Annotated in this window: 18 protein-coding genes; 7 read left to right on the forward strand and 11 right to left on the reverse strand. The window is 41.3% G+C overall.

Going from position 1 to position 25,496, the window contains the following annotated elements:
* Positions 1 to 7: 7 nt before the first annotated feature.
* Positions 8 to 3,196 carry an efflux RND transporter permease subunit gene (locus ACTQ16_RS10820; protein ID WP_441937376.1) on the forward strand — a complete coding sequence of 1,063 codons (3,189 nt, stop codon included), beginning with the start codon at positions 8 to 10 and terminating at the stop codon, positions 3,194 to 3,196.
* Positions 3,197 to 3,202: 6 nt separating this feature from the next.
* Positions 3,203 to 4,477, forward strand: a complete 1,275-nt coding sequence (locus ACTQ16_RS10825; protein ID WP_294970736.1) for a TolC family protein — start codon at positions 3,203 to 3,205, stop codon at positions 4,475 to 4,477.
* Positions 4,478 to 4,573: 96 nt separating this feature from the next.
* Here ACTQ16_RS10825 and ACTQ16_RS10830 read toward each other — a convergent pair whose 3' ends face one another.
* Positions 4,574 to 7,012, reverse strand: a complete 2,439-nt coding sequence (locus ACTQ16_RS10830; protein ID WP_441932545.1) for an ATP-dependent Clp protease ATP-binding subunit — start codon at positions 7,010 to 7,012, stop codon at positions 4,574 to 4,576.
* A gap of 545 nt (positions 7,013 to 7,557) precedes the next feature.
* On the opposite strand from ACTQ16_RS10830, the gene gyrA reads away from it, so the two are divergent.
* The 4 genes from gyrA (at position 7,558) to ACTQ16_RS10850 (ending at position 13,869) form a co-directional block, all read left to right on the forward strand.
* Entirely contained in the window at positions 7,558 to 10,170 is a 2,613-nt protein-coding gene (gyrA, locus tag ACTQ16_RS10835; protein ID WP_294970734.1) for a DNA gyrase subunit A, read from the forward strand.
* Between the two features lie 77 nt (positions 10,171 to 10,247).
* Positions 10,248 to 11,456: a tetratricopeptide repeat protein gene (locus tag ACTQ16_RS10840; protein ID WP_294970732.1), complete on the forward strand. Its 1,209-nt coding sequence runs from the start codon at positions 10,248 to 10,250 to the stop codon at positions 11,454 to 11,456.
* Between the two features lie 352 nt (positions 11,457 to 11,808).
* Positions 11,809 to 13,377, forward strand: coding sequence for a capsule assembly Wzi family protein (locus ACTQ16_RS10845; RefSeq protein WP_441937379.1), 1,569 nt, complete (start codon positions 11,809 to 11,811; stop codon positions 13,375 to 13,377).
* A 27-nt stretch (positions 13,378 to 13,404) separates the two neighbouring features.
* Entirely contained in the window at positions 13,405 to 13,869 is a 465-nt protein-coding gene (locus ACTQ16_RS10850; protein WP_441937380.1) for a lipocalin-like domain-containing protein, read from the forward strand.
* A 13-nt stretch (positions 13,870 to 13,882) separates the two neighbouring features.
* Here ACTQ16_RS10850 and ACTQ16_RS10855 read toward each other — a convergent pair whose 3' ends face one another.
* Positions 13,883 to 14,509 carry a sugar transferase gene (locus ACTQ16_RS10855; protein ID WP_441937381.1) on the reverse strand — a complete coding sequence of 209 codons (627 nt, stop codon included), beginning with the start codon at positions 14,507 to 14,509 and terminating at the stop codon, positions 13,883 to 13,885.
* Positions 14,506 to 15,465 carry an MraY family glycosyltransferase gene (locus ACTQ16_RS10860; RefSeq protein ID WP_441937383.1) on the reverse strand — a complete coding sequence of 320 codons (960 nt, stop codon included), beginning with the start codon at positions 15,463 to 15,465 and terminating at the stop codon, positions 14,506 to 14,508. Before ACTQ16_RS10860 ends, ACTQ16_RS10855 begins: the two co-directional genes overlap by 4 nt.
* Before the next feature lie 347 nt (positions 15,466 to 15,812).
* On the opposite strand from ACTQ16_RS10860, the gene ACTQ16_RS10865 reads away from it, so the two are divergent.
* Positions 15,813 to 16,571, forward strand: a complete 759-nt coding sequence (locus tag ACTQ16_RS10865; RefSeq protein WP_441937384.1) for a glycosyltransferase family 2 protein — start codon at positions 15,813 to 15,815, stop codon at positions 16,569 to 16,571.
* Positions 16,572 to 16,595: 24 nt separating this feature from the next.
* Here ACTQ16_RS10865 and ACTQ16_RS10870 read toward each other — a convergent pair whose 3' ends face one another.
* The 8 genes from ACTQ16_RS10870 to ACTQ16_RS10905 form a co-directional block, all read right to left on the reverse strand.
* A complete protein-coding gene (locus tag ACTQ16_RS10870) occupies positions 16,596 to 17,801 on the reverse strand; it encodes a glycosyltransferase (RefSeq protein WP_441937386.1) in 1,206 nt (401 codons plus the stop codon).
* A 12-nt stretch (positions 17,802 to 17,813) separates the two neighbouring features.
* Positions 17,814 to 18,545 carry a polysaccharide deacetylase family protein gene (locus tag ACTQ16_RS10875; RefSeq protein ID WP_441937388.1) on the reverse strand — a complete coding sequence of 244 codons (732 nt, stop codon included), beginning with the start codon at positions 18,543 to 18,545 and terminating at the stop codon, positions 17,814 to 17,816.
* Positions 18,546 to 18,594: 49 nt separating this feature from the next.
* The gene (locus ACTQ16_RS10880) at positions 18,595 to 19,716 is read right to left on the reverse strand and encodes a glycosyltransferase (protein WP_441937389.1); all 1,122 of its coding nucleotides are present in this window, start codon (positions 19,714 to 19,716) and stop codon (positions 18,595 to 18,597) included.
* The gene (locus tag ACTQ16_RS10885) at positions 19,701 to 20,852 is read right to left on the reverse strand and encodes a glycosyltransferase WbsX family protein (protein ID WP_441937390.1); all 1,152 of its coding nucleotides are present in this window, start codon (positions 20,850 to 20,852) and stop codon (positions 19,701 to 19,703) included. Before ACTQ16_RS10885 ends, ACTQ16_RS10880 begins: the two co-directional genes overlap by 16 nt.
* Positions 20,853 to 20,986: 134 nt before the next feature.
* Positions 20,987 to 21,616 carry an acyltransferase gene (locus tag ACTQ16_RS10890; RefSeq protein WP_441937391.1) on the reverse strand — a complete coding sequence of 210 codons (630 nt, stop codon included), beginning with the start codon at positions 21,614 to 21,616 and terminating at the stop codon, positions 20,987 to 20,989.
* A 4-nt stretch (positions 21,617 to 21,620) separates the two neighbouring features.
* A complete protein-coding gene (locus tag ACTQ16_RS10895) occupies positions 21,621 to 22,907 on the reverse strand; it encodes an O-antigen polymerase (protein WP_441937392.1) in 1,287 nt (428 codons plus the stop codon).
* Positions 22,900 to 24,450: a polysaccharide biosynthesis protein gene (locus ACTQ16_RS10900; protein WP_441937394.1), complete on the reverse strand. Its 1,551-nt coding sequence runs from the start codon at positions 24,448 to 24,450 to the stop codon at positions 22,900 to 22,902. The genes ACTQ16_RS10895 and ACTQ16_RS10900 overlap by 8 nt, the downstream gene beginning before the upstream one ends.
* A 7-nt stretch (positions 24,451 to 24,457) precedes the next feature.
* Positions 24,458 to 25,492 (reverse strand): chain-length determining protein, encoded by a 1,035-nt coding sequence (locus ACTQ16_RS10905; RefSeq protein WP_441937396.1) that lies wholly within the window; start codon positions 25,490 to 25,492, stop codon positions 24,458 to 24,460.
* Positions 25,493 to 25,496: the final 4 nt, after the last annotated feature.

A 25,496-nucleotide genomic window follows, 5' to 3' on the forward strand; every position in this document is an offset into this window, starting at 1 on the left:
AAAGCTTATGTTTCAGAAATTGATTACTTATTCCATTCGCCATAAGCTGGTGATTGGAGTTCTCTCTATAGCCCTAATGGTATGGGGCATCTGGTCGCTTGTTCATCTTCCATTTGATTCTACTCCTGATATTACTGATAATCAGGTTCAGGTGATAACCCAAGCCCCTTCTCTTGGAGCGCAAGAAGTGGAACAATATGTTACCACTCCTGTGGAAATGGCGCTCGCCAATATTCCTAGGCTTCAGGAACGTAGAAGTATTTCCCGTAGCGGTCTCTCCGTCATCACCTTGGTGTTTGATGATCATGCAGATATCTATTGGGCTCGCTCGCAGGTGAGCCAAGTACTGACTCAGGTAGAGAAAGAGTTGCCAAAGAATACTGATACTGAAATGGGACCCATTGCTACCGGATTGGGTGAAATCTACCATTATACGGTAAGGGCCAAGGAAGGATATGAGCATAAATACTCTCTTACCCAATTGCGAACTTTGCAGGACTGGATAGTAAGAAAGCAACTTTCAGGAACTCCCGGTGTTGCAGAAGTGAGCGGTTGGGGCGGTTACGTGAAGCAATATGAAGTGGCAGTGAATACTGACCAGCTGAATGCCAACAATATTACCGTTAGCGAAGTTTTTGATGCGCTGGAAAAGAACAATGCCAATACCGGTGGCAGTTATATAGAAGAAAATGCCAACCAATATTATATCCGTGGTATCGGAACCGTCAAGAGTTTGGAGGATATTGCCAATATCACGGTGAAGACAGCTGGCGGTACACCGGTTAAGGTGAGCGATGTAGCTAAGGTTCAGTTAGGACATGCGACGAGATTTGGTGCTGTAACCCGCAATGGAGAAGGTGAGGTTGTGGCTGGTATCGCCATCATGTTGAAAGGCGAAAACTTTCAGGAAGTAAGCCACAATGTGAAGGAGCGTATTCAGCAGATTCAGAAATTGCTGCCAGAAGGCGTTGTGATAGAGCCGTTCATTGACCGTACCAACCTGGTGGATAGAGTAGAGGGTACCATTGCCCGAAACCTGATAGAAGGTGGACTCATTGTTATCTTTGTGCTGGTTATCTTCTTAGGTAATTGGCGTGCGGGTTTGGTGGTAGCCAGTGTGATTCCGCTCAGTATGCTCTTTGCATTCGGTATGATGAAGACTTTCGGTATTGATGGCAACCTGATGTCGCTCGGAGCTATCGACTTTGGAATGATAGTGGATTCTGCCGTTATTATTGTTGAGGCGGTAGTAACACATATTAATACGGGGCATTTTTCGCAGCCAGAACTGAGGGCTGCTTATCTGGCTCAAAGTCAGAATGGCGGACAGAATATTCCATTTGCTCTTACACAGAAGCAGATGGATGAAGAGGTGCATTTTTCAGCTTCACGCATCCGACAGAGTGCTGCGTTCGGTGAAATTATGATCATGATAGTTTATATTCCGCTGATGACCTTGGTTGGGATTGAAGGGAAGATGTTCCGTCCGATGGCGCTGACTGTTTTCTTCGCCATCCTTGGCGCTTTCATTCTTTCGCTTACCTATGTGCCAATGGTCAGCTCACTGTTGTTGAGTCGCAAGGTACATAACCGAAAGACATTTTCTGATAAGATGATAGAGAAACTCCAAGGTTGGTATCGACCTGTCCTTGACTGGGTGTTGGCGCGCAATAAAGATGTCATTACTGCCGCTATCGGATTGTTCTGTGTCAGTATCATGGGCTTCAAGTTCCTTGGCGGCGAGTTTATTCCTAGTTTGGAAGAAGGTGATTTCGCTGTAGAGATGAGTATGGCACAAGGTACTTCGCTCTCTCAGATGGTGGAATGTTGTACCAAGGCAGAAAAGCTGCTGAAGGCGCAGTATCCGGAAGTCAAACAGGTGGTGAGCCGCATTGGTAGTGCAGAGATTCCTACAGACCCGATGCCTATAGAACGTGCTGACATCATGATTGCCCTCAAACCGAAGGCAGAATGGACGTCTGCAGAAACTACTCCGGAGTTGATGGAGAAGATGGAGGAGACCTTGAAGGCGATTCCTGGTTTGGAAGCTGAGATTTCGCAACCTATACAGATGCGTAACAATGAGTTGCTGACGGGTATCAAACAGGACGTGGCTATCAAAATCTTCGGTGAAGACCTTGATGTCTTGACTTCTGAAGCCGGAAAGGTAAAGAAGTTGATAGAGCGTGTACCGGGTGTGAGTGGCATTTTTGTAGAGGAAGTATCGGGTTTGCCTCAGATTCAGGTGAAATACAATCATGAACGCATGGCTTCTTATGGAGTGAGCGTAGATGAAATCAATCAGGTCTTGGAAACCACCTTTGCTGGTGCAGTAGCTGGTGCACTTTATGAAGGTGATAAGAAGTTTGATGTTGTGCTTCGTATGGATCCTTCTCAGCGTAATGCAGAGTCCCTGCAGGAATTGAGTATTCCATTGACTGATGGTTCTAAGATTCCTCTTTCTCAGATTACGGATATCGTCTATGAGCCAGCTCCGGCACAGGTGTCTCATGAAAATGGTGCCCGTCGCATCTATGTGGGATTCAATGTAAAGGGGAGAGACGTGCAGAGTACTGTAGAGGATATTCAGGAAATTCTCGATGAAAAGTTGAAGCTGCCGGAGGGCTACTATTATAATTATGGTGGCGAGTTTGAAAACCTGCAGAGTGCAACGCAGCGTTTGATGGTGGTAATACCGATAGCGCTTGTCATCATCTTGCTGCTGCTTTATGCTACGGTCAAGAATGTTCGAGAGTCGCTCTTCGTGTTCTCTGCCATTCCTTTGGCAGCAATCGGTGGTGTTTGGGCTTTATGGTTCAGGGGAATGCCGTTTAGTATTTCGGCTGGTGTTGGGTTCATTGCTCTTTTTGGTGTGGCAGTTCTCAATGGCATTGTACTCATCGGACAGATGAATCAGATGCAGCGTGAAGAGAAGGCTTCGCCTGATAACACTTCTGCCAATCTCTCAGAAGTGATTCATCATCGCATCATCGAGAGTTGTATGGTTCGTTTGCGCCCTGTCTTAATGACAGCTCTTGTTGCTTCTATGGGTTTCTTGCCAATGGCACTTTCGCAGGGCGATGGTGCAGAGGTGCAGCGCCCGTTGGCTACTGTAGTGATAGGTGGCTTGATAACAAGTACGTTGCTCACATTGCTTGTGTTGCCAGCCATCTACAAGACTTTTATTAAAAAATAACTTATCATGAAGAAGTATATAGGAACATTTAGAAAGGTAACATTCTCGGTCATGATATTGTTGCTGCCAGGAACAGTCCATGCCCAGTTTTTTGATGCGAGTCTGCCGGGGAAGAAAATGACTTTGCAGCAGTGTTTTGATCTGGCTGAACAGCAGAATCTCTCGCTTCAGGCAGGGAGAAAAACGATAGAACGTGCCAAGGTAATGGAAGGTACAGCTTGGGATGTAGATAAAACCGAGGTGGCTTTCTCTCAGAATCCTGCTTCGAGCGGTGATACAGATAATGGACTTACCTTCTCTCAGAGCATCGATTTTCCTACTGTCTATGCAGCTAGGAAGAAACAGTTGAAAGCAGAGACGCAGGCTGAAAAGAGCAGATTGAATGTGTCCAGGCAACAGTTGAAGCAGGAAATCGCTTCTACTTATTATGCGATGCTGTATCAGACCTATCGTCTGAGTATTCTTCAACGTCTTGATTCTATACTGAATCGTTATTGTGATATTGCCGGTAAACGATACAAGGCGGGAGAAACCCGCCAGTTGGAAGTACTTACCTCAGAGCGTCTGCGTGATGAGAATCAGGTGGAGATGAGAAATGTGAAGTCGGAGGCAGAGAATCAACAGATGATTTTGATGAATCTGCTGAATTCAGACCAGCCTATATTGCCGTCAGAGTCTCATCTTATCATATTGGATTCATCAATCAGTAGTTCGTTTAATTACCAGCAGACGGCTGATGCCCAGTATCAGCAGGACCGCCTGAAGGTACTCGATCAGGAGATAAAAAGTGCAAAGACCGGTTATGCGCCTTCGCTTTCTCTGGCTTTGCGTTCGCAGTTGCTGATTTCCAGTTGGGATCCATATCATATCGACCGTCAGCGTTTTACAGAGGGTAATTTCTTCGGTTTTGAAATTGGTGTGGGTGTACCTCTTTTTTATGGGGCAACCAAGGCCAAGGTGAAGGCTGCAAGGAAAGACCGGGAGCTGGCAGAGCTGAATATGCAGCAGGAACGCCGCGAGAAAGAACGTGATTACCGGTTGTGGTATAACCGTTTGCAGAATGCTACGAAGAAGTTGCAATATTACAACGGAGAGAATATTGATAAAGCCAATGAGATAGTTCGTCTGAGTACCACGGAATATGAGAATGGTGAAATCAATTATGTGGAATATGTGAATGCCTTGAACGAGGCAATCGATATGAGAATGAAACAAGCTGATGTTATCAATGAATACAATGAGGCTGTACTTGCCTTGATGGCGCTTAATAATAGCTTGTAGAATGATACTTTAAAAAATAAAGCCCCTGTGCTCTTTTTTTTAGGCACAGGGGCTTCGCTTTATGTTTTTAATGAAGTGTTATTGATTCTTCCTTTTTTATTTGAAAGTCAACTCATCCTTACCAGGGCATTTCCCGACATTGATGATGCTTCCTTTTTCCAATTTACCCTGCATCAGCAACTCGCAGACTCCATCTTCTATATAGGTTTGGATGGCGCGCTTCAATGGACGAGCACCAAATTGTACATCATATCCCTTCTCGGCAACCAGCTGCTTTGCCTTTTCTGTTATCTGGAAGCCATAACCCATATCGTTGATGCGCTTGATGAGCGAACTGAGTTCCAGGTCGATGATTCGCTTGATGGCATTGATGTCGAGCTGGTCGAAGGTGATAATCTCGTCAAGGCGATTCAGAAATTCCGGTGCAAACTGCTTGCTCAGACTCTTCTGTATCACATTGCGGGCGTATTCCTTGTCCGTATCCGACATGGTGGCAACATTACCTATACTGCCAGACTTGAAGCCGACACCCTTGCCGAACTCTTTTAGCTGACGGGTTCCGGCATTTGAAGTCATAATGATGATGGTATTGCGGAAGTCGATGAGACGTCCATTGCCATCTGTGAGTCTACCTTCGTCAAGTACTTGCAGAAGCATGTTGAAAATTTTGCCGCTAGCTTTCTCTATCTCATCGAGTAAGACGATGCTGTAAGGCTTGCGTCTAACCTTCTCGGTAAGTTGACCACCTTCATTATATCCTACGTATCCCGGAGGTGCACCAACCAGTCTGGATGAGTTGAACTCATCAGCGTATTCGCTCATGTCTATGCGGATCAGTGCACTGGAATCTCCGTAAACTTCTTCAGCAAGTTTTTTTGCCAGATATGTCTTTCCAACACCTGTAGGACCCAGGAACATGAATACTCCTATTGGATGATTTGGATCTCGCAAGCCGATACGATTGCGCTGTATAGCTTTTACAATCTTGTCTACGGCATTATCTTGTGCGATGACCTTACTCTTCAATTTTTCTGCCATCTTCAAGAGTCTGCTATTCTCAGCCTCAGCCATACGTTGTACCGGAACACCTGTCATTTTGCTCACCACGGCAGTAATGTCATCTACTTCTACTGGTGTACGATGACTGTCGCTTTCTCCGTTTTGCCATTTTTCTCTGGCACGTGTCAGCATCTTCTCCATTTGGGCTTGCTGGTCACGATAAGCAGCGGCCAATTCATAGTTTTGATTCGCTACAGCATTTTGCTTATTTGTAATCAATACTTCTATATTATGCTCCAATTCCAGAATGTCATCAGGAATGCTTGCATTCTTAAGATGTACGCGCGAGCCGACCTCGTCAAGAATATCTATGGCCTTGTCTGGGAAGAAACGGTCAGTAACATATCTGTCAGTCAGTTTCACACATGCTTCCAATGCTTCATCACTATAGGTAACCTCATGGAATTTCTCATAGGTGTTCTTGATGTTATGAAGTATCCGCAGTGTCTCCTCTGGCGTTGTCGGATTGATGATTATCTTTTGAAATCGTCTTTCCAGTGCACCGTCTTTCTCAATACTCTTGCGATATTCATCCAGTGTTGTTGCACCGATGCATTGTATTACTCCACGAGCCAGAGCCGGTTTCAGGATGTTGGCTGCGTCCATGGCACCTTCAGCTCCTCCTGCACCGATGAGCGTATGAATCTCATCGATGAAGAGGATTATTTCCGGGTGCGTCTCCAGTTCGTTCACGATTCCCTTGATACGCTCTTCGAAGGAACCGCGATATTTAGTGCCTGCGACAAGACTCGTAAGATCGAGACTGATGACACGCTTATCAAAGAGGAGTGGGGCAGACTGGTGGTTCTTGATGAGTTGGGCTAACCCTTCAACGATAGCACTCTTACCCACGCCTGGTTCACCAATGAGAACAGGATTGTTCTTCTTGCGGCGTCCCAGAATCTCCATCACTCTCTGTACCTCGTTTTCTCTTCCAACCATAGGGTCGAGAATTCCCTTAGCTGCATCCTGAGTTAAATCGTGACCATATTTGTCTATGAAAGGAGTGTTTGTCTTAGTCTTTTTCTCCTCTTTCTTAGCCGTTTTCTTATTGTCTTCAGGATTGCTGTTGAGGTCCAGGGGCTCATCGTCTGAATCCAGGAGGTTAGCTTTCGGACGTTTACTTTTCTGTTCCATATCTTCTTCTGTTTCAACTTCGTCATTCTCGTTGTTTTCATCTACAGCCAACTCACTTTCTGCATGAGTATCCTCTATGTCTGTTTCAGTAATCTCTCCATGTTCCATTTCTGAATCTTCAGCCTCTGCAATCTCTTCTGCCTGATGTTTTGCTTCATCATCCGCTTTCCTGTTTTGGTTTTTCAGATAATCTCTGAGACTATCGTAGGTGATTCCATTGCCGGAAAGCAAATTGGAAATAGGATTATTGTTCTGTTTCAGCAGAGCCAGAAGTACATGCTTAGGCTCTACATAAGGTGAATTGTCGCAGATATAAGCCTCCTTAATTGCATTACGCATCAGCTCGGAAGCTGTTGCGTCCAAAGAAGGAGTTCCCTGTTCAGATTCTTCTGAGTCGCAATTTGGTTCTTTCGCAATTTCTTGATTGAGTGAATTTTCAAGAACGTTGATGTCGACCCTGAATCCTGTCTCCAATATGTAGTTTATCTCTTTATTCTTTCGCACGAATTCCAAGATTAGATGTTCTATCGTAATCTTATTGCCATGGCGGCGAGCTACATTCTCACCACACTGCGCTAGAATCTTCTGTATATGTTCAAATGGATTTTGCATATTCTATATTCCTTTCTTAATAAAGTAGTGCAAAGTTACAAATAATTTTGGTATTTGCAAACCTCCAGCCAACTTTTTTTCTTTCTCAAAAGACAAATAATGCTAAAAGATTCATTTTTTTTGCCTGTAAAGCGTTTGAGTATGGATATTTTTTTGTATCTTTGTCGAGATTTTTGGAGAGGCAAAACGGCTTAGAACGCAAATAAATGCCCTTCTGAGCGATTTTCCATTAAAATCATGGTAATAAAAATACATAAACATAAATATAAGAAATGGACGAAAATCAGACAATGGATCATGATAGAATCATGAAAATCAACATTGAGGAGGAGATGAAGTCTAGCTACATCGACTATTCGATGTCAGTGATTGTGGCTCGTGCCCTTCCTGATGTACGTGATGGTTTCAAGCCTGTGCACCGCCGTATTCTTTACGGTATGCTGGGAATTGGAAACACCAGTGACAAACCATATAAGAAATGTGCGCGTGTTGTAGGTGAGGTGCTCGGTAAGTACCACCCACACGGTGACTCTTCCGTATATGGTGCCTTGGTTCGCATGGGTCAGGAATGGAATATGCGATATACTCTCATCGACGGACAGGGTAACTTCGGTTCTGTGGATGGCGACTCTCCTGCTGCTATGCGTTATACAGAGTGCCGTCTTTCAAAGATGGGTGAACACATCATGGACGACCTCGATAAGGAGACCGTTGACATGATGAACAACTTTGATGATACGCTCCAGGAGCCTACCGTCATGCCAACAAAGATTCCTAATCTCCTTGTGAATGGCGGTAATGGTATTGCTGTAGGTATGGCTACAAATATCCCTACCCATAACTTGGGCGAGGTGATTGATGGTTGCTGTGCTTATATCGATAATCCTGATATCGATACTGATGGCTTGATGCAGTATATTCCTGCTCCTGACTTCCCTACAGGTGCTACTATCTATGGTATCCAGGGAGTGAAGGATGCCTACGAGACAGGTAAGGGTAGAATCGTGGTTCGTGCTACTGCCGAAATAGAAAGCGGTGAAAGCCATGATAAGATTGTAATCACTGAGATTCCTTACGGAGTTAACAAGGAGCAGCTCGTAATGGCAATTGCAGATCTTGCCAAGGAAGGTAAGGTTGATGGAATTGCTAACGTGAACGATGAGTCCGGTCGTCAGGGTATGCGTATCGTTGTCGATGTAAAGCGTGATTCCAATGCCAATGTTCTCTTGAACAAACTCTTCAAGTTGACAGCTCTTCAGAGTTCATTCTCAGTGAATTGCATTGCTTTGGTTAATGGTCGTCCGCGCCTTTTGAGCTTGAAGGAATGCGTGAAGTACTTCGTTGACCATCGTCATGATGTAACAATCCGTCGTACTCAGTTCGAGTTGAAGAAGGCACAGGAGCGTGCTCACATTCTTGAAGGTCTGATTATCGCTTGTGATAATATTGATGAGGTAGTACATATCATTCGTGCCAGCAAGACTCCATCTGATGCTCAGCGCAACTTGGAGAAGCGTTTTGAACTGGATGAACTGCAGAGTAAGGCAATCGTAGACATGCGACTCAGCCAGTTGACAGGCTTGCGTCTGGAGCAGTTGCATAACGAGTTCAATGAGTTGATGAAGACCATCGACTACTTGAATCAGATCTTGAATGACCCTGAGCTTTGCAAGAAGGTAATGAAGGATGAACTCAATGAGGTGAAGGAAAAGTATGGTGATGCTCGCCGTACCATGATTAAGCCAGATGATCATGAGTTCAATCCAGAGGATTTCTATCCAAATGATCCTGTGGTTATTACCGTGAGTCACCTTGGTTATATCAAGCGTACTCCATTGTCAGAGTTCCGTGAACAGGCTCGTGGAGGTGTAGGTTCTAAGGGTGCACGTACTCGTGATAAGGACTTCACTGAGTATATCTATCCTGCAACTATGCACCAGACCATGCTGTTCTTTACCAAAAAGGGACGTTGCTACTGGCTCAAGTGCTATGAGATTCCTGAGGGCGACCGCAATTCAAAGGGTCGTGCTATCCAGAACCTCCTCAATATCGAGAATGATGATCAGGTAAATGCATTCCTCCGCCTGAGAGGCTTGAATGATGCCGAATTTATCAATAATCACTATGTAGTCTTTGCTACCAAGAACGGTACAGTGAAGAAGACATGTCTCGAGGCATATTCACGTCCACGTACTAACGGTGTGATTGCCATCAACATCGTAGAGGGTGATGAGGTGGTAGATGTTCGTTTGACAAATGGTCATAACGAGTTGATTCTTGCCAACAGAAACGGTCGTGCCGTTCGTTTTGATGAGAATCAGATCCGTACTATGGGACGTACTTCTACCGGTGTCCGCGGTATGCGTCTTGATGAGGGCGATGATGCCTTGATTGGTATGATTGTAGTCAATGATCCTGAGAAGGAAACCGTGATGGTTGTCAGCGAGCAGGGTTATGGTAAGCGTTCTGACGTAGTAGATTACCGTGTAACCAACCGTGGCGGTAAGGGTGTGAAGACTCTTAACATTACAGAAAAGACCGGTCGTCTGGTAGCTATCAAGAACGTAACCGATGATAACGACCTCATGATTATCAATCAGAGTGGAATCGTGATTCGTCTTGCTGTTGCCGATTGCCGTATCATGGGTCGTGCTACTCAGGGAGTCCGCCTCATCAATCTGGCTAAGAAGAATGATGTCATTGCTAGCGTATGTAAGGTGATGAGTTCAGAACTCGAAGCTTCTGTAGAAGAGGAGAGCCGTTCAGCTTGGGCAAAGAAGAGCGAGGAAATAGAAAACGATACTGTTGGTGCCAAGACTGCTGAAGAAGCAGCTGAGGCAGAAGCTCAGTTGGAGAATCAAGATGACGAGAATGTTCAGGAGTAATCCCCTGAACACTCGTTCATATCATATTGTCGAAGCGTAACAAATTATAAATTTCAACTTTTTAAACTTTAAACAAAATGAAAAAGTTAATCGTAGCTGCTATGTTGGTACTAGGTGCCACATCAGCATTCGCAGGTGACAGTGATGCACTCAAGGCTGTCATGAAGGCAAAGACTTATGCTGAGGCTGAGGCTTTGGTAAAGCAGAACTTGGGTCAGTTTGCTAATGATGCAGAGAAGGCTAAGGCTTACAACAAGTTGGTAGACCTTAGTATGAAGGATTTTAACGATCAGCAGTCTATTCAGCAGACCAATCAGCTCATGAAGAAGAATGATCCTGTTGATGAGAATGTAATGAACGAGGGCGCTTACAATGCTTTGATGAACGCTATCGAGTGCTACAAGTACGATCAGCTTCCTAATGCAAAGGGTAAGGTGTCTCCTAAGTTCAATGGCAATGCTTCCCGCGTTTGGGGTGCTCGCCAGCAGCTTGTAAATGCAGGTCAGACTGCAGCTCAGAACAATAAGGCTGATGATGTTTTGAAGTATTGGGGTGCATTCTTGGATACTGATGCTGAGCCTCTCTTCGCATCTATTGATGCTAAGCAGAAGGAAGGTGAGAAGGAGTATATCGGTCAGGTTGCTCTCTTCGCAGCTCGTTATGCTTATCAGGCTAAGGATGCTGCTCGTTGCGAGAAGTATTGCGACATTGCCATGACAAGCGAGAAGGAGGCTAAGGATGCTCTTAACCTCAAGCTCTATGTAATGAAGGATGGTTTGAAGACTAAGGAAGACTCTTTGAACTACGTTAACAAGCTGAAGGATCTCTATGCTAAGGATCCATCTAATGAGGTAATGCTCGATGGCTTGAACTCTATGTATTCTGCCTTGAAGATGGAGAAAGAGCAGACTGAGCTTTTGGATGCAGCTATCGCTAAGGATCCTAAGAACTTCGTAGCTCTTGCCAACAAGGGTATGATGTACATTCAGAAGAACGATGCTGACAATGCAATCAAGTGCCTCAAGCAGGCTCTCGAAGCAAAGCCAGACAATGTTGTAGTGATGACATATCTTGGTGCTTGCTACAACAGCAAGGCTGGTGATATCCAGGCTGTTCAGGGCCGTAAGGTAGTTTTTCAGGAGGCAATCAAGATTCTTGATAAGGCTAAGGAACTCGATCCAGAGAAGGCACAGGCTAACTGGGGTTACACCCGTTACCAGGCTTACTATGGTTACTATGGGCCTAATGCACCTGAGACCAAGAAGGCTGAGGAAGAGAGCAAGTAATTGCATAGGATGATATGAAATTATAATCGCCTTGCCGAATAATCGGTAAGGCGATTTTTTTAGGAAAGTCTGGTATGATTTCTGTTGCTGCATAACAGTTGTGCGACGGACGCATATCAGCTGATTTACGAGCGCACATCAGTTGTTATGCAAGCGCACAACAGCTGTTGTGCGGCCTAAGAAGCTAACTTTTCTGAAAACATATACTATCTTTTCCAACAACTTCTACTGTCTTTTCCAACGACTTCTACTGTCTGATAAACTGATATAATAAAAGAAAAAAGAAATCCTTCATTCAATAGATATAATAAATGTGGATAGAAATCGTTTATTATATAAATAGTAATCAAAAATGAAGAATATTAAACCTTTTCTTGCGGTTTTATCCTTTCTATCTCCTATTATACATGCGCAGAATGCAGATTACGAAGGAGAGGGGAAAAGTAAGATAAATCTTTGCAGCAATATTGAATGGAAAGCCGAAATGCAGGGTTCTTTTTCCAAGGGAAAAACGCCTTTATGGCTTAATGCCAATAAGCATGGTCTCAGTTCATTAGATGACTGCAATGGTTATTTACGCGGTAGTCTGGTTCGTCCTTTGGAATCAGATTCAGCTCGTCGTTGGGCAGTTGGCTATGGCTTGGATATTGCTGTACCAGTAAATTATACCAGCAGTTTTATTGTACAGCAGGCTTTTGCTGAGGTTCGCTGGCTTCATGGAACTATGACCATAGGATCTAAGGAATATCCTATGGAACTCAAGAATCAGACTTTGTCAAGCGGTAGTCAGACGTTGGGTATTAATGCTCGTCCAATACCTCAAGTTCGTTTGGCTTTGCCAGAATACATAACGCTACCTATTCTGAATGGTTGGTTGCAGCTGAAAGGTCATATTGCTTATGGAATGATGACTGATGACCGTTGGCAGCACGAATTCACTTCACGTCAATCAAAATATGCTGATCATGTCCTTTTTCATAGCAAGGCGGGTTATCTTAAGATAGAAAATCAGAGGATGAACAGTCTTTGGAGCGTAGAACTAGGTTTGGAAATGGGCGCTGAGTTTGGAGGAAATCCCTATCAGATGTATGATGGACAAATGGTGCAGATGCCTACCGAGAAAGGTTTGAAAGGCTTTTGGCACGCTTTTGTTCCAGGTGGTTCTGATGCGACGGATGGTGAATATACGAATGCTGCAGGTAATCAGATGGGTTCCTGGCTGATGCGTGTGAATTATCAGGCAGATAGTTGGGCGCTTCATGCATATTTAGACCATTTTTTTGAGGATCATAGCCAGATGTTCCTGCTGGACTATAACGGATATGGTGAAGGTGATGAATGGAATCAGAAGAAGAAGTCCCGTTTCTTCCGTTATGCACTGAAGGATATGCTCTGGGGAATGGAGTTGAACTTAAAGAACTCCAGATGGTTGAGAAATGTTGTATTCGAATATATCTACACCAAGTATCAAAGCGGTCCGTATAATCACGACCATACGTTGAATATTCCTGATCATGTAGCCGGAATGGACGATTATTATAATCACAATATTTATACCGGCTGGCAGCATTGGGGGCAAGTAATCGGAAACCCTCTTTTCCGTTCACCTATTTATAATACAGATGGGAAAATAATGGTGCAGAATAACCGTTTCATAGCTTACCATTTAGGATTTGACGGACAGCCTACAAAACGACTGGGATATCGGGCTATGGCTACGTATCAGAAAGGCTGGGGTACTTATGACGAGCCTTTTACGAAGGAGCATCACAATATGAGTTTTCTGTTAGAGTCGCAGTATGATTTTAATCATGGCTGGAGTGTCAAGGCTGGTTATGCAATGGATTTTGGAAGTAATCAGATGTTGGGACATAATGCAGGATTCCAATTTACCATTTCCAAGAAGGGATTGCTAAAATGATTCGTTTAACCAAAGATGAATAAAAATATGAATAAGAATATTGCATCTGTTTTTGTTCTGCTGATGCTAGTGCTGGGCAGTGTATTGTTGAACTCCTGTGAAATAGAGAGTAGTGACAATGGCAGTCTTGATGGATTCTGGCATTTGGAGAGTATTGATACGCTTGCCACTGGTGGCAGAAGCGACTATAGCAAGCAACGGGTTTTCTGGGGAGTACAATACAAGCTGCTGTCAGTGAATAATTACGAAGGAGGGAGATTTTATTTCCGATTCCGTCAGACTTCTGATAGTCTCATTCTTTTATCCCCCTATAAGAATAATTGGCATCAGGATGTAGAGAATGGTGGAGATATTCCCCTGACAGAAATCAATGATACACTTCGCCAGTGTGGAATTAACCACCTGGTTGAGTCATATTATAAAGAGAAAATGAATGGCGATAAGATGATTCTTCGTACGAAAGAATTAAGATTGAATTTTAAAAAGTTCTAGTTTCCTTTTAAAACTAGAACTTTTTGCCGAAAATGATGTTGATAAAGGTCTTACCCAGAATTTTAGTATCAAACCACCATGAGCGATGCTCCAGATAGTAAAGGTCTAGCTCTAATCGCCTCAACATCTTTTCCATTGTATCAGTATATCCATTGTATAGGGTTGCATAGGAAGTTACTCCCGGTCTTATCTGATACAAGTATTTATATCTAGGATCTTGCTCAATGATTTGGTCTATGTAATACTTACGTTCCGGACGCGGACCGATAAAAGCCATATCTCCCTTCAGGACATTCCAGAGCTGAGGTAGTTCGTCCAAATGATGTGTTCTCAAGAATCTTCCCACCTTTGTCAGTCTGGGGTCTCCGCTAGTTTCCAATAGGTTGGGTCCGTCTTTTTCTGCATCTATTTTCATTGAGCGGAATTTATATATATGAAAGGGCTTTCCGTACCGCCCGATTCGTTCCTGGCTATAAATGACAGGTAATCCATCCTCCCGTCTGATAGCTAAGGCAATAATAGCGAAAAGAGGAGAGAAGATTATTAAACATCCTCCAGACAAGAAGAAGTCTATCGAACGCTTTACAAACCGTTCGATAAAACTACTCTTATCTATGTATGTCTTTTCTTTTTCTTTCATGAAATGATAGCTTTGTTCCTGATACCTTTATTAATGAGCAAATGGAGTAGGACATAGATTACTATATCTGCAACCATTGTAATGGTCAAATTACAGCCCCAGTTATACATTAACAGATTGATGATGATATAAAGCAAGGCTAGTAGGATAATACTTATCAGCGCAAGATGCTGGCTCATGCCCAGTTGCATCAGTTTATGATGTATATGGCTTTTATCAGGACTGAAAATCGGTTTCTTCTTGCGTATACGATGTAATACTACTCTCACGACATCAAATGTTGGGACTATCAGTAGACTGTAAGCCAGGAAAACTCTTTCCATGGAAACAGGCATTAAGTTAGGGCTTACGGCTATTGATTTTACGAACAGGAAAGCCAGGATAAAACCCAGGGTAAGACTGCCTGAATCACCCATGAATATTTTCGTGCCCTTTGCCGGATCTCCCCAAACATTGAAGTAGAGGTAAGTAACCAATACACCTATTAATCCTGAAATCATTACTTCGTAAGCTGTAAGACTATACTGCATGAAGCAATATACAAAGCCGCATAATGCTATCAATGACAAGCTGGCTGCCAAGCCGTCAATGCCATCAATCAGGTTTATTGCATTGTCAATAAAGACGATGACAAATACGGTTAGCGGTATTCCTATACATGCAGGCACTTCGTATATTCCCAGAAGACCATACAGATTATTGATGCATAGTCCACACAGCGGTAATATGGAAGCTGCAACAATCTGGATGAAAAACTTGATATTGGCATTCAGTCCTATGATGTCATCCACTATTCCTGCAGCATAAACCAGGAGTAAGCTGAGTAGAAAGCCCATGCTCCATAGGCTGATTTGGATTTTGCCATTCATTGTGTTGGAAGTCATAGTATACATGACGATGACTGCTGCAATGATCATGCTGGGTATGAATGCAATACCTCCAAGTCGCGGAATCATTGTATGGTGCACCTTTCTAAGGTTGGGCAAATCGTATAGATTCTTTTGCTTGCAGAAACGCAATAATGCAGGGATAAACAGGAATCCGCAGCAAGCGCTGAGCAGGAAAGACCCTATAATGGGTAACAATATTTGTGTCATTATTTAGTATTTTAATTTTTCTCTTTTTTATTAATAACCTTAAATGTAGTTATTTATTGCATCAACAACCAATATTTTTATCTGCAGGCATAAAATAATCATAAAAGTTTGGCAGTTTCATACAAAAGATGTAAATTTGCAGAAAGATAGTCTTGCACTTTTGCTTAGTGAGATGAATCTATTCAAATAATAATTAAAGAGATGAAATGAAAATTAGTATAATTACAGCTTCTTATAATAGAGGTAAGACAATCAGGCATACTGTAGAATCTGTACTTCGTCAAACATATCCAGATTTTGAATATATAGTTGTCGATGGAGGTTCTACAGATAATTCTATTGATATTGTGAAGGAATATCAAGTTGCTTTCAAGGGTAGATTGAAGTGGATTTCAGAAAGAGACAAGGGAATTTATGATGCGATGAATAAAGGAATCAGAATGGCAACCGGTGATGTTGTGGGAATTTTGAATTCTGATGATTTCTATACGGATGAAAATGTATTGCAGACAGTAGCTGATAATTTCATGAATTATTCTGTAGATGCAGTTTATGGCGATATTCATTTTGTTCATGATGCTGATTTAGGCAAATGTGTGAGGTATTATTCTTCAAGATTATTTTCTCCATTTTGGCTTCGTTTCGGTTTCATGCCCGCTCATCCTTCCTTTTATTGCAAACGTGAGGTTTTCGACAAGGCGGGGTTATATAGTTTGGATTACAAGATTGGAGCTGATTATGAGATGATGGTTCGCTTATTCAGAAAATATGGCATTTCAAGTCGCTACATATCTAAGGATTTTGTAACCATGCGAACGGGGGGAGCCAGCAATCAATATTTCAGAAATCGCCTCACGCTTATCCGCGAAGATGTTAAAGCTTGTCGCGATAATGGCATTTATACCAATTCATTTCTTGTCTCTCTAAAATTCCTGTATAAGATTTTTGAGTTTAGAGTATTCTAAGTGAATGCTCTAAACTCAATGAACCTATATCAGTTGTTTGTAAAGGTTTATATATTCTATGAGTCTTTCATTTTTATCAAAAAGTTTCATTGCTCTTTGTCTGCAGGAAAGCTGGTAGGCTTTTTTATCTTTCTCACATATTTCCAGAATATAGCCTTTTGCCTCTTCTAAATTCTTTGGTTCAACAGCATAGCCCGTTTCTGCAGAAATGGCTTCTTCACAACCACCAGTCTTATAGGTAACAATTGGAGTGCCGCATGCCAATGATTCTATATTGGTAGTCGGGAAGTTGTCTTCGATGGTTGGGTTGAAGAAAACATTAGCCTGCGAATAGAGACATCTCATCTCATTGATGTTTTCTGTTCTTCTTATAGCTGTGATTTCATCCGGTAGGTTTTGCGCATCTTTTTCGTTGATTCCAACCAGGATTATCTTATATCCCTCAGGCAAGATCTTGCTCAAGGAAATGAAGTCATCTAATCCTTTTCTGTACCAATTAGAAGCCACTCCCAAAATGATTTTTGTATTCTTGGCAAGCTGATATTTTGTTCTAATGTCTATTTCAAGGCTAGGCTTGAAAGTCTCCAAATCAATGCCGTTATATATTTGTTGGAGAGGAATATTACAAAGAAAAGATTTCCTGACTTCACCTTCCAGCCATTTACTGACAGGAACGATTGTCAGATTGGGAATGGAATTGAAGTATTTCTTTTTCAGTTCAAAATTACGGTAGGCATTATCAAGCAATAACGAGCTGGGATAAGCTTTTTTCTGAGGACATTTCTCACAATGTGTTTGCCATTTATTGCATTTTACAAACATGTAGTGGGCACAGTGTCCGGTAAAAGCCCAACAGTCATGTAGCGTCCATACCACAGGTTTGTTATATGTGGCAAGAAACTCCATCAATAGTGGATAGTTCAGATAGTATCCGTGTATATTATGCAGGTGGATAATATCGGGGTTGATTTCTTCTATATAGCTGATTAATCGTCGGGTTGGATGTTTTGACATCAGTCCATGATTGTCCAGAATACGTGAAGCGATTCCATGTATTCTTTCATCCATCATGCAGCCAATCTGGTAGAGATGAGATTGGCTGGGATTACTCCAGCGCCCATAGGCGATGTAGCTTTCCCATCCTTCCTTTATGGCAAGTTGGCCGATTCCTTCGGCAATTTTTCCGTGCGAACCCCAATTGGCTGTTATGTTAATCTGCAGTAGTTTCATTCAAACATTTTTTTATTCTTCATACTTCTTATTACATCCCAGGAAATAGTACATGTGTCTGATTGGCCAGAAAGGTTCAAAGTGACGTCTGTTGATTACTTTTCCGTTGAATGAAAAATATTTTTTATAAACAGACTGTGCAAACACATACTGGTATGTTTTACAGGCAATATCAATAGATAGATTGTTTGCCTGTGAGAGCTTACCGTATGGGAAGGCAAAATATTTGCAGGTGCATCCCAATTTGTCTTCTATTATCTTTTTACACTCTACAATCTGGTACTCTAGTTCTTTTTTATCTGTACTATTGATCATGTAATGATCCATCGTATGAGCACCAACAATATGTCCACGTTTGTGCAGGTCAATAATCTGCTCCCATCTCATAGGTTTCTTGTTTGGAGTCATCACGATGCAATCATTAAAATGATTGATATATTCCTGTGAACCTTCAGCATAATTCGGATTGATGAAGAAAGCTGCATTCGTACCAAATTCCTCTAATATAGGGGCAAATATCTCGTAGTCTTCCAGAAAACCATCATCAAAGCTGAATGCAACAAGTGGCTTTGAAGGCATTTCATGATGATGAATCTTCTCGACAGCATCTTCAAATCTAATGAACTCAACCTTTTGAGAAAGCTCTTCCAGCATTTTTCTGAATGTAGATGGTTCGTTCTCCTTTGCTATACGGTGTCCGTTAAGAATATGAATTCCTGGCTGAGGCTCTTTGAAGAGTCCCATGATATGAAGAAAGCAATTTCTTGCTTGTGTTCGAAAATACATTTTCAGATTATTCATTTTCTAAAACTTTTTTGAGTACATTAATTTGATAATCAACATTCCATTTTCTGTCTATTTCCTTGAATGCTTCTTTTCGGGTTTCTTCCCAGGTCTTTTCGTCAGCTGATATAACTTTTCTGATTTTATCTTTCAAATCAGCTACATCTCCCTGCAGGTAAAAGTATCCGGTCTTTGATGGCTTTATGGCTTCAAACTCAGGCATTTGTTCTGCAAAGTTGTCATGAGTAATAATCGGGCAACCAAATGAGAGAGCATGGATGGCAGTTAAGCCAATATTACCAGGTGAAACGCATACGGAAGCATTGTAGAACAGTTCAGCTAGGGTAGAGTCTTCATAACAAGGACCATACATCCATACGCTTTGTTCTATTCCCTTTTCTTTAGCATAGCTTGGAATGTCTACTCCGTCTACATCTTTTCCTACAAATATAATATTGATAGGGCAGTTTTCCTCGTAGAGCATTTTTGCACTATCTATTATGTGGTTCAATTGCTTTCTCTTCTGTATTCTGCCGCAATAAATCACAACTGGGTAATTGTTGTGAAAATGCTTAGAGTATACATTAGATTTGCAAAGTCTTTTCCTGATATCCAATAAATGTGCAGAGTCCAGGGAATTGGCAATGCAATACATATTCTCCGGGTTGAAACCTTTGGATTTCATGACGTTTATGGAATATTCACTGTAAACCATTAACTTCGTGAATAATTTATAGTAAGTTTTTTTGATAATGTTCTTAACAAAGGATTCATTTCCATAAAAGCCATGTGTCCATGCTATAGTTTCCTTATGCCTTATTAAAGCCCACAACAATATTATCCACGATGATAAACAATATGGTTCGCCATCGAGGATATAGTGAGTATAGTCTCTATTGACTAATTGTATAGAGCCGCTTTGCCAATAAAAGTTATGAAAGAAACGATTGTGCAGGGTTTCTTTATAGCCTTTCAACTTGTTATAATCAAAAGCCTTAATCTTGGTGTTGATGTGGTCACCTAGATAGAAATCGCAGGAGAATGTTTCTGAAATCTTCTGGAATATAGGCAATCGATAATGTGGCCCGATGTTTGTTATAAAACAGAGTTTTTGCTTCATTTCAATATACATTCTTTTATGGCATCAAGAAATCCATGACCATATTTCAAGTCTGGTTCTACGTAATTGCCTTCTCCCCATTCATTCCATGAACGGAGGAAAAGTATTTTGTGTTCAAGAGGTCTTCCTTCAACAATTTTCAAAGCATCTTTAAGATGTTTCTTGAAATTTTCTGGTGTTGAGTTATAGTAAACTCCCTCTTTTCTTCCTACTCTGGCTGTTCTGTCCCATTGTGGAAGAATGGTTGGGTAAATATTCTCCCATCGGTCTTCTGGAGAGAAAAAGTACTTTACCACTTTGGGATAGTTATACTTCTGTACAGGGAGCCAAGGGAATTTCTGGTGTAGATAAAGACTTATGATTCTTCTCCATTTTCCTTGACTTAGCATTTCTGCTCTTGACTTTCCGTACGAGTTCAGCCCGTCAAATCCGAGTTTCAGGAGATTTTCATAAACCTCTTTACTGCTTTTCAGATTGGGCAATACTCTCTTAAGTGTTCCATCTTCCGTTCGCTGTATAGTAGTTGTATTGTTACACATAGCGACGAAATAGAAATCTTTCAACCCATTATCCTTAGCCAGTTTACGCCACAATTGTATGAACTCTTCTATACCTTGGAATCTATATGGGTCATATATTACGAATAAGATTTTGCCATCTACCGTAATGTATCTGTGGTCATTGAATGCCGGCAGGAGAGAATAGAAATGTTCCGTATGATCCTTCTCACCCAAATATTCCTGCTTCGCAATCATAGCATCCAGCTTACTGTCCTTCTTCCATGATTTGTTTGACCAATCATGATTAGCCCAGCAGAGGCAGAACGGGAAATCCGGTTTGCCAGAAGCAACTACTTCCTGAAATGGTCTTTCCAGCAATTGCTTGCCGTTTCCAAACCAATAATGCCAATAGCAGAAGCCTTCAACCCCTGCTTCACGCGCCAATTGTGCCTGCTGTTCTCTTATTTCTGGCAGTCTTAAATCATAAAAGCCAAGATCTGCAGGTATTCTAGGCTGATAATGTCCCTTGAAGAATGGTTTTGCCTTGGCTACATTTGTCCATTCAGTAAACCCCTTTCCCCAGAACTTATCATTCTCGGGAATAGGGTGAAATTGTGGCAAATAATTTGCTATGATTCTTGCTTCCATCTTTATTTCTGTTTTTATCTTCTAGTCGATTCTTATTGTGTTGAACATAATCTTGCCCTTGGGCAACCATATTGCAAAGATATATAAAATAAATGACATAGCCATCAACTACAGTCATTATTTTCTGCATTTATCTATTTTCCAGGTATATTCTCATTCTTGTATAAGTTTGTTGCAGGAACACCTGCAATAACTGTATAAGCAGGAATATCTTTTGTCACAACGCTGTTAGCGCCAATAATAACCCCATCTCCGATGGTTACGCCAGCCATAATACAGACATTATTGCCTATCCATACATTGTTGCCAATTCTTACTTTACCTTTACTGACTATTGGCCTTGCAGTGGTTGGTTCGTGTAATGATTGGTAGTCAGTATTGCCATGTGAATTGTCACTGATAAAAACATTTGTACCTGTAAGCACATGATTACCAATTTCAATGGATCTGATGGCGGTGATGTGTGCACCACGCCTGATAAGACAATGATTGCCTATCTTGATTGAGGGAGGATTTTCATCAATTTTTCTTGCTGTCAATTGAATATCCTTCTCTATAATGGTATCATTTCCTATTTCTATGTATTCTTCACCCATCAGCGTATATGGATGCCAGATGATAATGGATTTTCCGAATGTTTTGAATCTTCTTCTCAGAAAACCTGTGTATATTCTATTGTGAATAGAATGAAATAAGGGCGTTAGCTGACGAGGATAAATCAAGCCCAAAGTTTGACCAATAACATCTAATATCTTCTTTATCATGTCTTTATTCTTTTGGATATTTGATTAATAATACTTCGTGATATCTTAAGTATGCATATAATCCCAAAAGGGTAATTATTCGCAAGTTGCCTGTGTCTGCATACGAGAATAGAGTCATTCCTCCTTGTATGCTGATACATGCAGTAAAGTATATCAACAGTAACTGATGTAATTTTATTGTAGTATCATGTAGCCTCGTCTTGCGACTTATCATATAGAATACACAGACAAATATGACAAAAGCCAGGATTGGACCGAAATCGATTGTAAAATCACCAACGAATGTGGAGAAGAAATTGTCATCCAATTCTAAGTTATGATATTTGTCTCTACGCTCAACAAAATTCTTGGGCGTACCTGGATCAATGATACGTTTGAACAGATTGATGGTTCTATCACCGTATCTTATGCCGCCTGCATCTAGTCCATTATTGTTGAAATACAAGCTGCCTTGTCCCAAATACCAATTGATGAAACCACCAACACCGGCATTTTCCTTGCCAAATCTACTCATGGTTATTGCTATGATTGGCAGTGAAATGACAATCATGGAAATGATTCCAATCTTCTTTACAGCCTTGTTGATTCTGCTTGATAAATAGGGCTTAAACAGAAAATAGCCAACAATTACAGTAAGGGTACATGACACTATACCGCCTCGCTGTCCATGAGTAATAGGTATGATAATACCTAGGACAGTTGTAAATGCCAAGCCATAAATCACTAGTTTATGTTTAAAATTTTTCAACGACAGAAAATAAAACAGTAAGAATATGGTAATGTCAGAAAGAGAATTGTAGATTACTGCTGGCAGATTACGTATGGCTCCACCAGAGTTGCTAACTTCATCAACCTGGTCTGTATATACTTCTTTAGCCGCAGTCTCATCAACAAATAAATTCAAGATGCCCTTATTCGCCTGCGTTATGATTCCTGGAATCATCAGTATTGCTGAGATGACAATGATGCACCCTATTATGACCAATATTCTGGTATTGGGATTTTCGATGGATTCCGAAGGATGATGATGATGTATGATAATAGGGGACAGGGCTATCATTAACATCGTATATAAATAGATATAGGGGAATAATTTCAGAGGCTTGTATGCTTCTGAAAACAGCGGATCATTGATGGATAAAACCGAAAAGAAAGCATATAGAATATACATAAACATAATGACGCTTCCTGTATCTAATACCATTTTTTTATAATGATACCAGATAAACGTCAATATCCAGACTAACAGATAGGATATGCTTAATATATTATTTGATACGATTTCAGACATGTTTGAATACTGTTGATGTTAAAAACTTTTTGATAAGTTGCCGCTCATTTGAAGAAAGTCCCAACATATAACCTAGAATAGCCATGCATAAGGGCGCACCTAAGAGTACACTGGCTAAGTTAATCCACTGATTGGAGATGAATCCATTCAGGAAAGCAAATATAGCGTAGCTTACTATTGAAACTATAAGTGCAGGAATCAGAAATCCCCACATATATTGTCTCAGTGAAAAATATGTGAATATTTTTCGGATATAATAAATTCTTACGATATGGGCCAGTATGCAAACTATCAACATAGACATGAACAATGATTCGGATGGTAATCCAAGCTTATAGAATAACCACGTTATAGGAAGACTCAATGCAGTGAGACTTTCTGTCAGTAGATGATAGTTACGGATTTTTCCCGTTGCATGAATGATGATAGTGATAGGATTATGCATGGATATTACTATGAGATAGACTAGCATCAATTGACAGAACAGAACCGTTATATCATTGGCAAAGCCAAGCCAGCAGGTCAGAATCCATTTCATTTTGATGAACAGTGGGATGGATACCGCTGTCAATACATAATAAATGAATTTATTGGACATCGTAAACAGTTGGCAGACATATTCCAGATTGCCTTCTGCGTATTTTTTTTGCATGGCAGGACGGAATGGAACAATCATACTATTGACCAAGGCGGTAACAGCATTGTTTATCTGGAGTGCAACGCCAAAAGCTGCATTAATGATTGGACCAAAGAAAATATTTATCAGAATAATACCTCCTTGAAACATGCTTGTGTTGGCTATTGAACCCAATATTGTCCAGCCGGAAAAAGACAATAAGTTTTTATAGATACTCTTGTCCTTTATTTTCGTGTATTTTAAATCTTTAAAGAGTAAATGGCTTAGGACGACATAGGTGGTTAAGACAAAAAGTGCAACGAAGAGTAACGAGCCGCTATAGAAGCACAAATGGTCCATACCTATTAGGATGGTTACATAGGTTAATACCAGCTTTCCAAGACTTTCAAAGGTTGAAACCAGCGCATATACTCCTATCTTTTCGTATGCAAAGATGAGAGAGAGGAATGGTATTTGTATGAAAGAACACAGAAAGGTAATCAAAGAAAATTGATAAACCCATAGTACAGCCTCCATTCTATCTGCAGGTATGTTAAGCTGAGTATTGACAAACCATAAACCTACAGTCTCAAAAATTGTAATAATGATGATGCATAAGATTAATTCAATGTTTATACTCGCAGAATATACTTTTTTCAACTCTCCCTTATCTTGCTTGCCTAAAGCTACGGAGTAGAAGCGCTGGATGGAAAGTGTCAGTACGCCGGAGATGAAAGCGGAAGTAGTGATTACGCCCGCTATCGTATTGAACAATCCATAGTCTACAAGCCCTAAAGCTTTGATGATCAACCTTACAGTGTATAAATTGACAAACATCAATACCACCATTCTTGCAAACAACACGATGGTGTTGCTTGCAATGCGTTTGGTGGATTGTGTGTTGTCAACTTTACTATTGGTGTTCATAAGCTTTTTAATCTAAAACTATATCCCTTAACACATAAATGGTTGTTCCTGCAAAAGCAAGGAAAGTCATCATCAGAACGAATATCATGCGCTTTGGTGATTCTGGTCTGAGAGGCACAACAGCACCTTTTATCAAGGAAAAGGCAGGTGTACGTTCCTGAACCTTGGCTTTTGCCAGTTGCAATTGTGTGCTGAGAGAGGAATAACTATTGTACTTTAGCTGCATGTCATTCTCCAGGTCATTCTGTTTTGCATGAATACTTTCCAAAATAACGTCCATGTTTGCATCCGAATAGCTTCCGTAGAGCTGGCGGGATTTTTCGTATGCAGCTTTGGCTTCTGCTGTAAGTTTCTGGTAATACTTCACATCATTTCTCGCCTTATTGGTTCGATAATTGGTTATAAATACCTGGAGATGTTGTCTTACAGAATCTACCAGAATCTTACAGATATATGGATCCTGTGCTTTGGCACTAATGGTGATGGCACCGGTCTTCTTGTCTGTTGTAAATTTGATGCTCTCCTTGATTTGTTCTACGATATTTGAATCGTCTTTTGACAAATTATAAGGATTGAATTTGCCATCCGTTGCCAAGTCCTGTTTCTTTGAAGTCAGTTTCCCCTTAATCCAACCCATACATGCAGTCCACCAGGCAACTTCCTGGTGTTTCTTCAAGTAAGTATAGTAATCGGTGGAGATGGAATGATCCTTATTCGTGACCTTGATATGAAACAATTTTGATACGAAACCATTATCATCCATCAGTTCCGGATAGAGCAGCGGAGTGATAGCGTCTGTGGACTGCATGGACGACAGATCCAGTCCAAAAGTAGAGGCCAGCGAACTCAAGGCAGAACCGCTACCGGAACCGGCACTTTCCACTTCTGGTACTACTACTGCTTCAGCAGCATAGACCCTAGGTACGCAAACGATATAGAGACATGACAATACAAATACGATGGGTATGATTATTGCATATAGCTTACGTCTCAGCTTTATTTCTTGAAATACCTTTTTATAATCTATCTTTTTTGCTTCCATTTTT

The organism is Prevotella sp. LCP21S3_D2 (assembly GCF_052118345.1).
Classification (GTDB): Bacteria; Bacteroidota; Bacteroidia; order Bacteroidales; family Bacteroidaceae; genus Prevotella.

Excerpts from the sequence above, each read along its gene's own strand:
- ACTQ16_RS10820 (WP_441937376.1), top strand. The coding sequence starts at position 8 with ATGTTTCAGAAATTGATTACTTATTCCATTCGCCATAAGCTGGTGATT.
- ACTQ16_RS10825 (WP_294970736.1), top strand. The coding sequence starts at position 3,203 with ATGAAGAAGTATATAGGAACATTTAGAAAGGTAACATTCTCGGTCATG.
- ACTQ16_RS10830 (WP_441932545.1), bottom strand. The coding sequence starts at position 7,012 with ATGCGTAATGCAATTAAGGAGGCTTATATCTGCGACAATTCACCTTAT.
- gyrA (WP_294970734.1), top strand. The coding sequence starts at position 7,558 with ATGGACGAAAATCAGACAATGGATCATGATAGAATCATGAAAATCAAC.
- ACTQ16_RS10840 (WP_294970732.1), top strand. The coding sequence starts at position 10,248 with ATGAAAAAGTTAATCGTAGCTGCTATGTTGGTACTAGGTGCCACATCA.
- ACTQ16_RS10845 (WP_441937379.1), top strand. The coding sequence starts at position 11,809 with ATGAAGAATATTAAACCTTTTCTTGCGGTTTTATCCTTTCTATCTCCT.
- ACTQ16_RS10850 (WP_441937380.1), top strand. The coding sequence starts at position 13,405 with ATGAATAAGAATATTGCATCTGTTTTTGTTCTGCTGATGCTAGTGCTG.
- ACTQ16_RS10855 (WP_441937381.1), bottom strand. The coding sequence starts at position 14,509 with ATGAAAGAAAAAGAAAAGACATACATAGATAAGAGTAGTTTTATCGAA.
- ACTQ16_RS10860 (WP_441937383.1), bottom strand. The coding sequence starts at position 15,465 with ATGATTCCGCGACTTGGAGGTATTGCATTCATACCCAGCATGATCATT.
- ACTQ16_RS10865 (WP_441937384.1), top strand. The coding sequence starts at position 15,813 with ATGAAAATTAGTATAATTACAGCTTCTTATAATAGAGGTAAGACAATC.
- ACTQ16_RS10870 (WP_441937386.1), bottom strand. The coding sequence starts at position 17,801 with ATGAAACTACTGCAGATTAACATAACAGCCAATTGGGGTTCGCACGGA.
- ACTQ16_RS10875 (WP_441937388.1), bottom strand. The coding sequence starts at position 18,545 with ATGGGACTCTTCAAAGAGCCTCAGCCAGGAATTCATATTCTTAACGGA.
- ACTQ16_RS10880 (WP_441937389.1), bottom strand. The coding sequence starts at position 19,716 with ATGTATATTGAAATGAAGCAAAAACTCTGTTTTATAACAAACATCGGG.
- ACTQ16_RS10885 (WP_441937390.1), bottom strand. The coding sequence starts at position 20,852 with ATGGAAGCAAGAATCATAGCAAATTATTTGCCACAATTTCACCCTATT.
- ACTQ16_RS10890 (WP_441937391.1), bottom strand. The coding sequence starts at position 21,616 with ATGATAAAGAAGATATTAGATGTTATTGGTCAAACTTTGGGCTTGATT.
- ACTQ16_RS10895 (WP_441937392.1), bottom strand. The coding sequence starts at position 22,907 with ATGTCTGAAATCGTATCAAATAATATATTAAGCATATCCTATCTGTTA.
- ACTQ16_RS10900 (WP_441937394.1), bottom strand. The coding sequence starts at position 24,450 with ATGAACACCAATAGTAAAGTTGACAACACACAATCCACCAAACGCATT.
- ACTQ16_RS10905 (WP_441937396.1), bottom strand. The coding sequence starts at position 25,492 with ATGGAAGCAAAAAAGATAGATTATAAAAAGGTATTTCAAGAAATAAAG.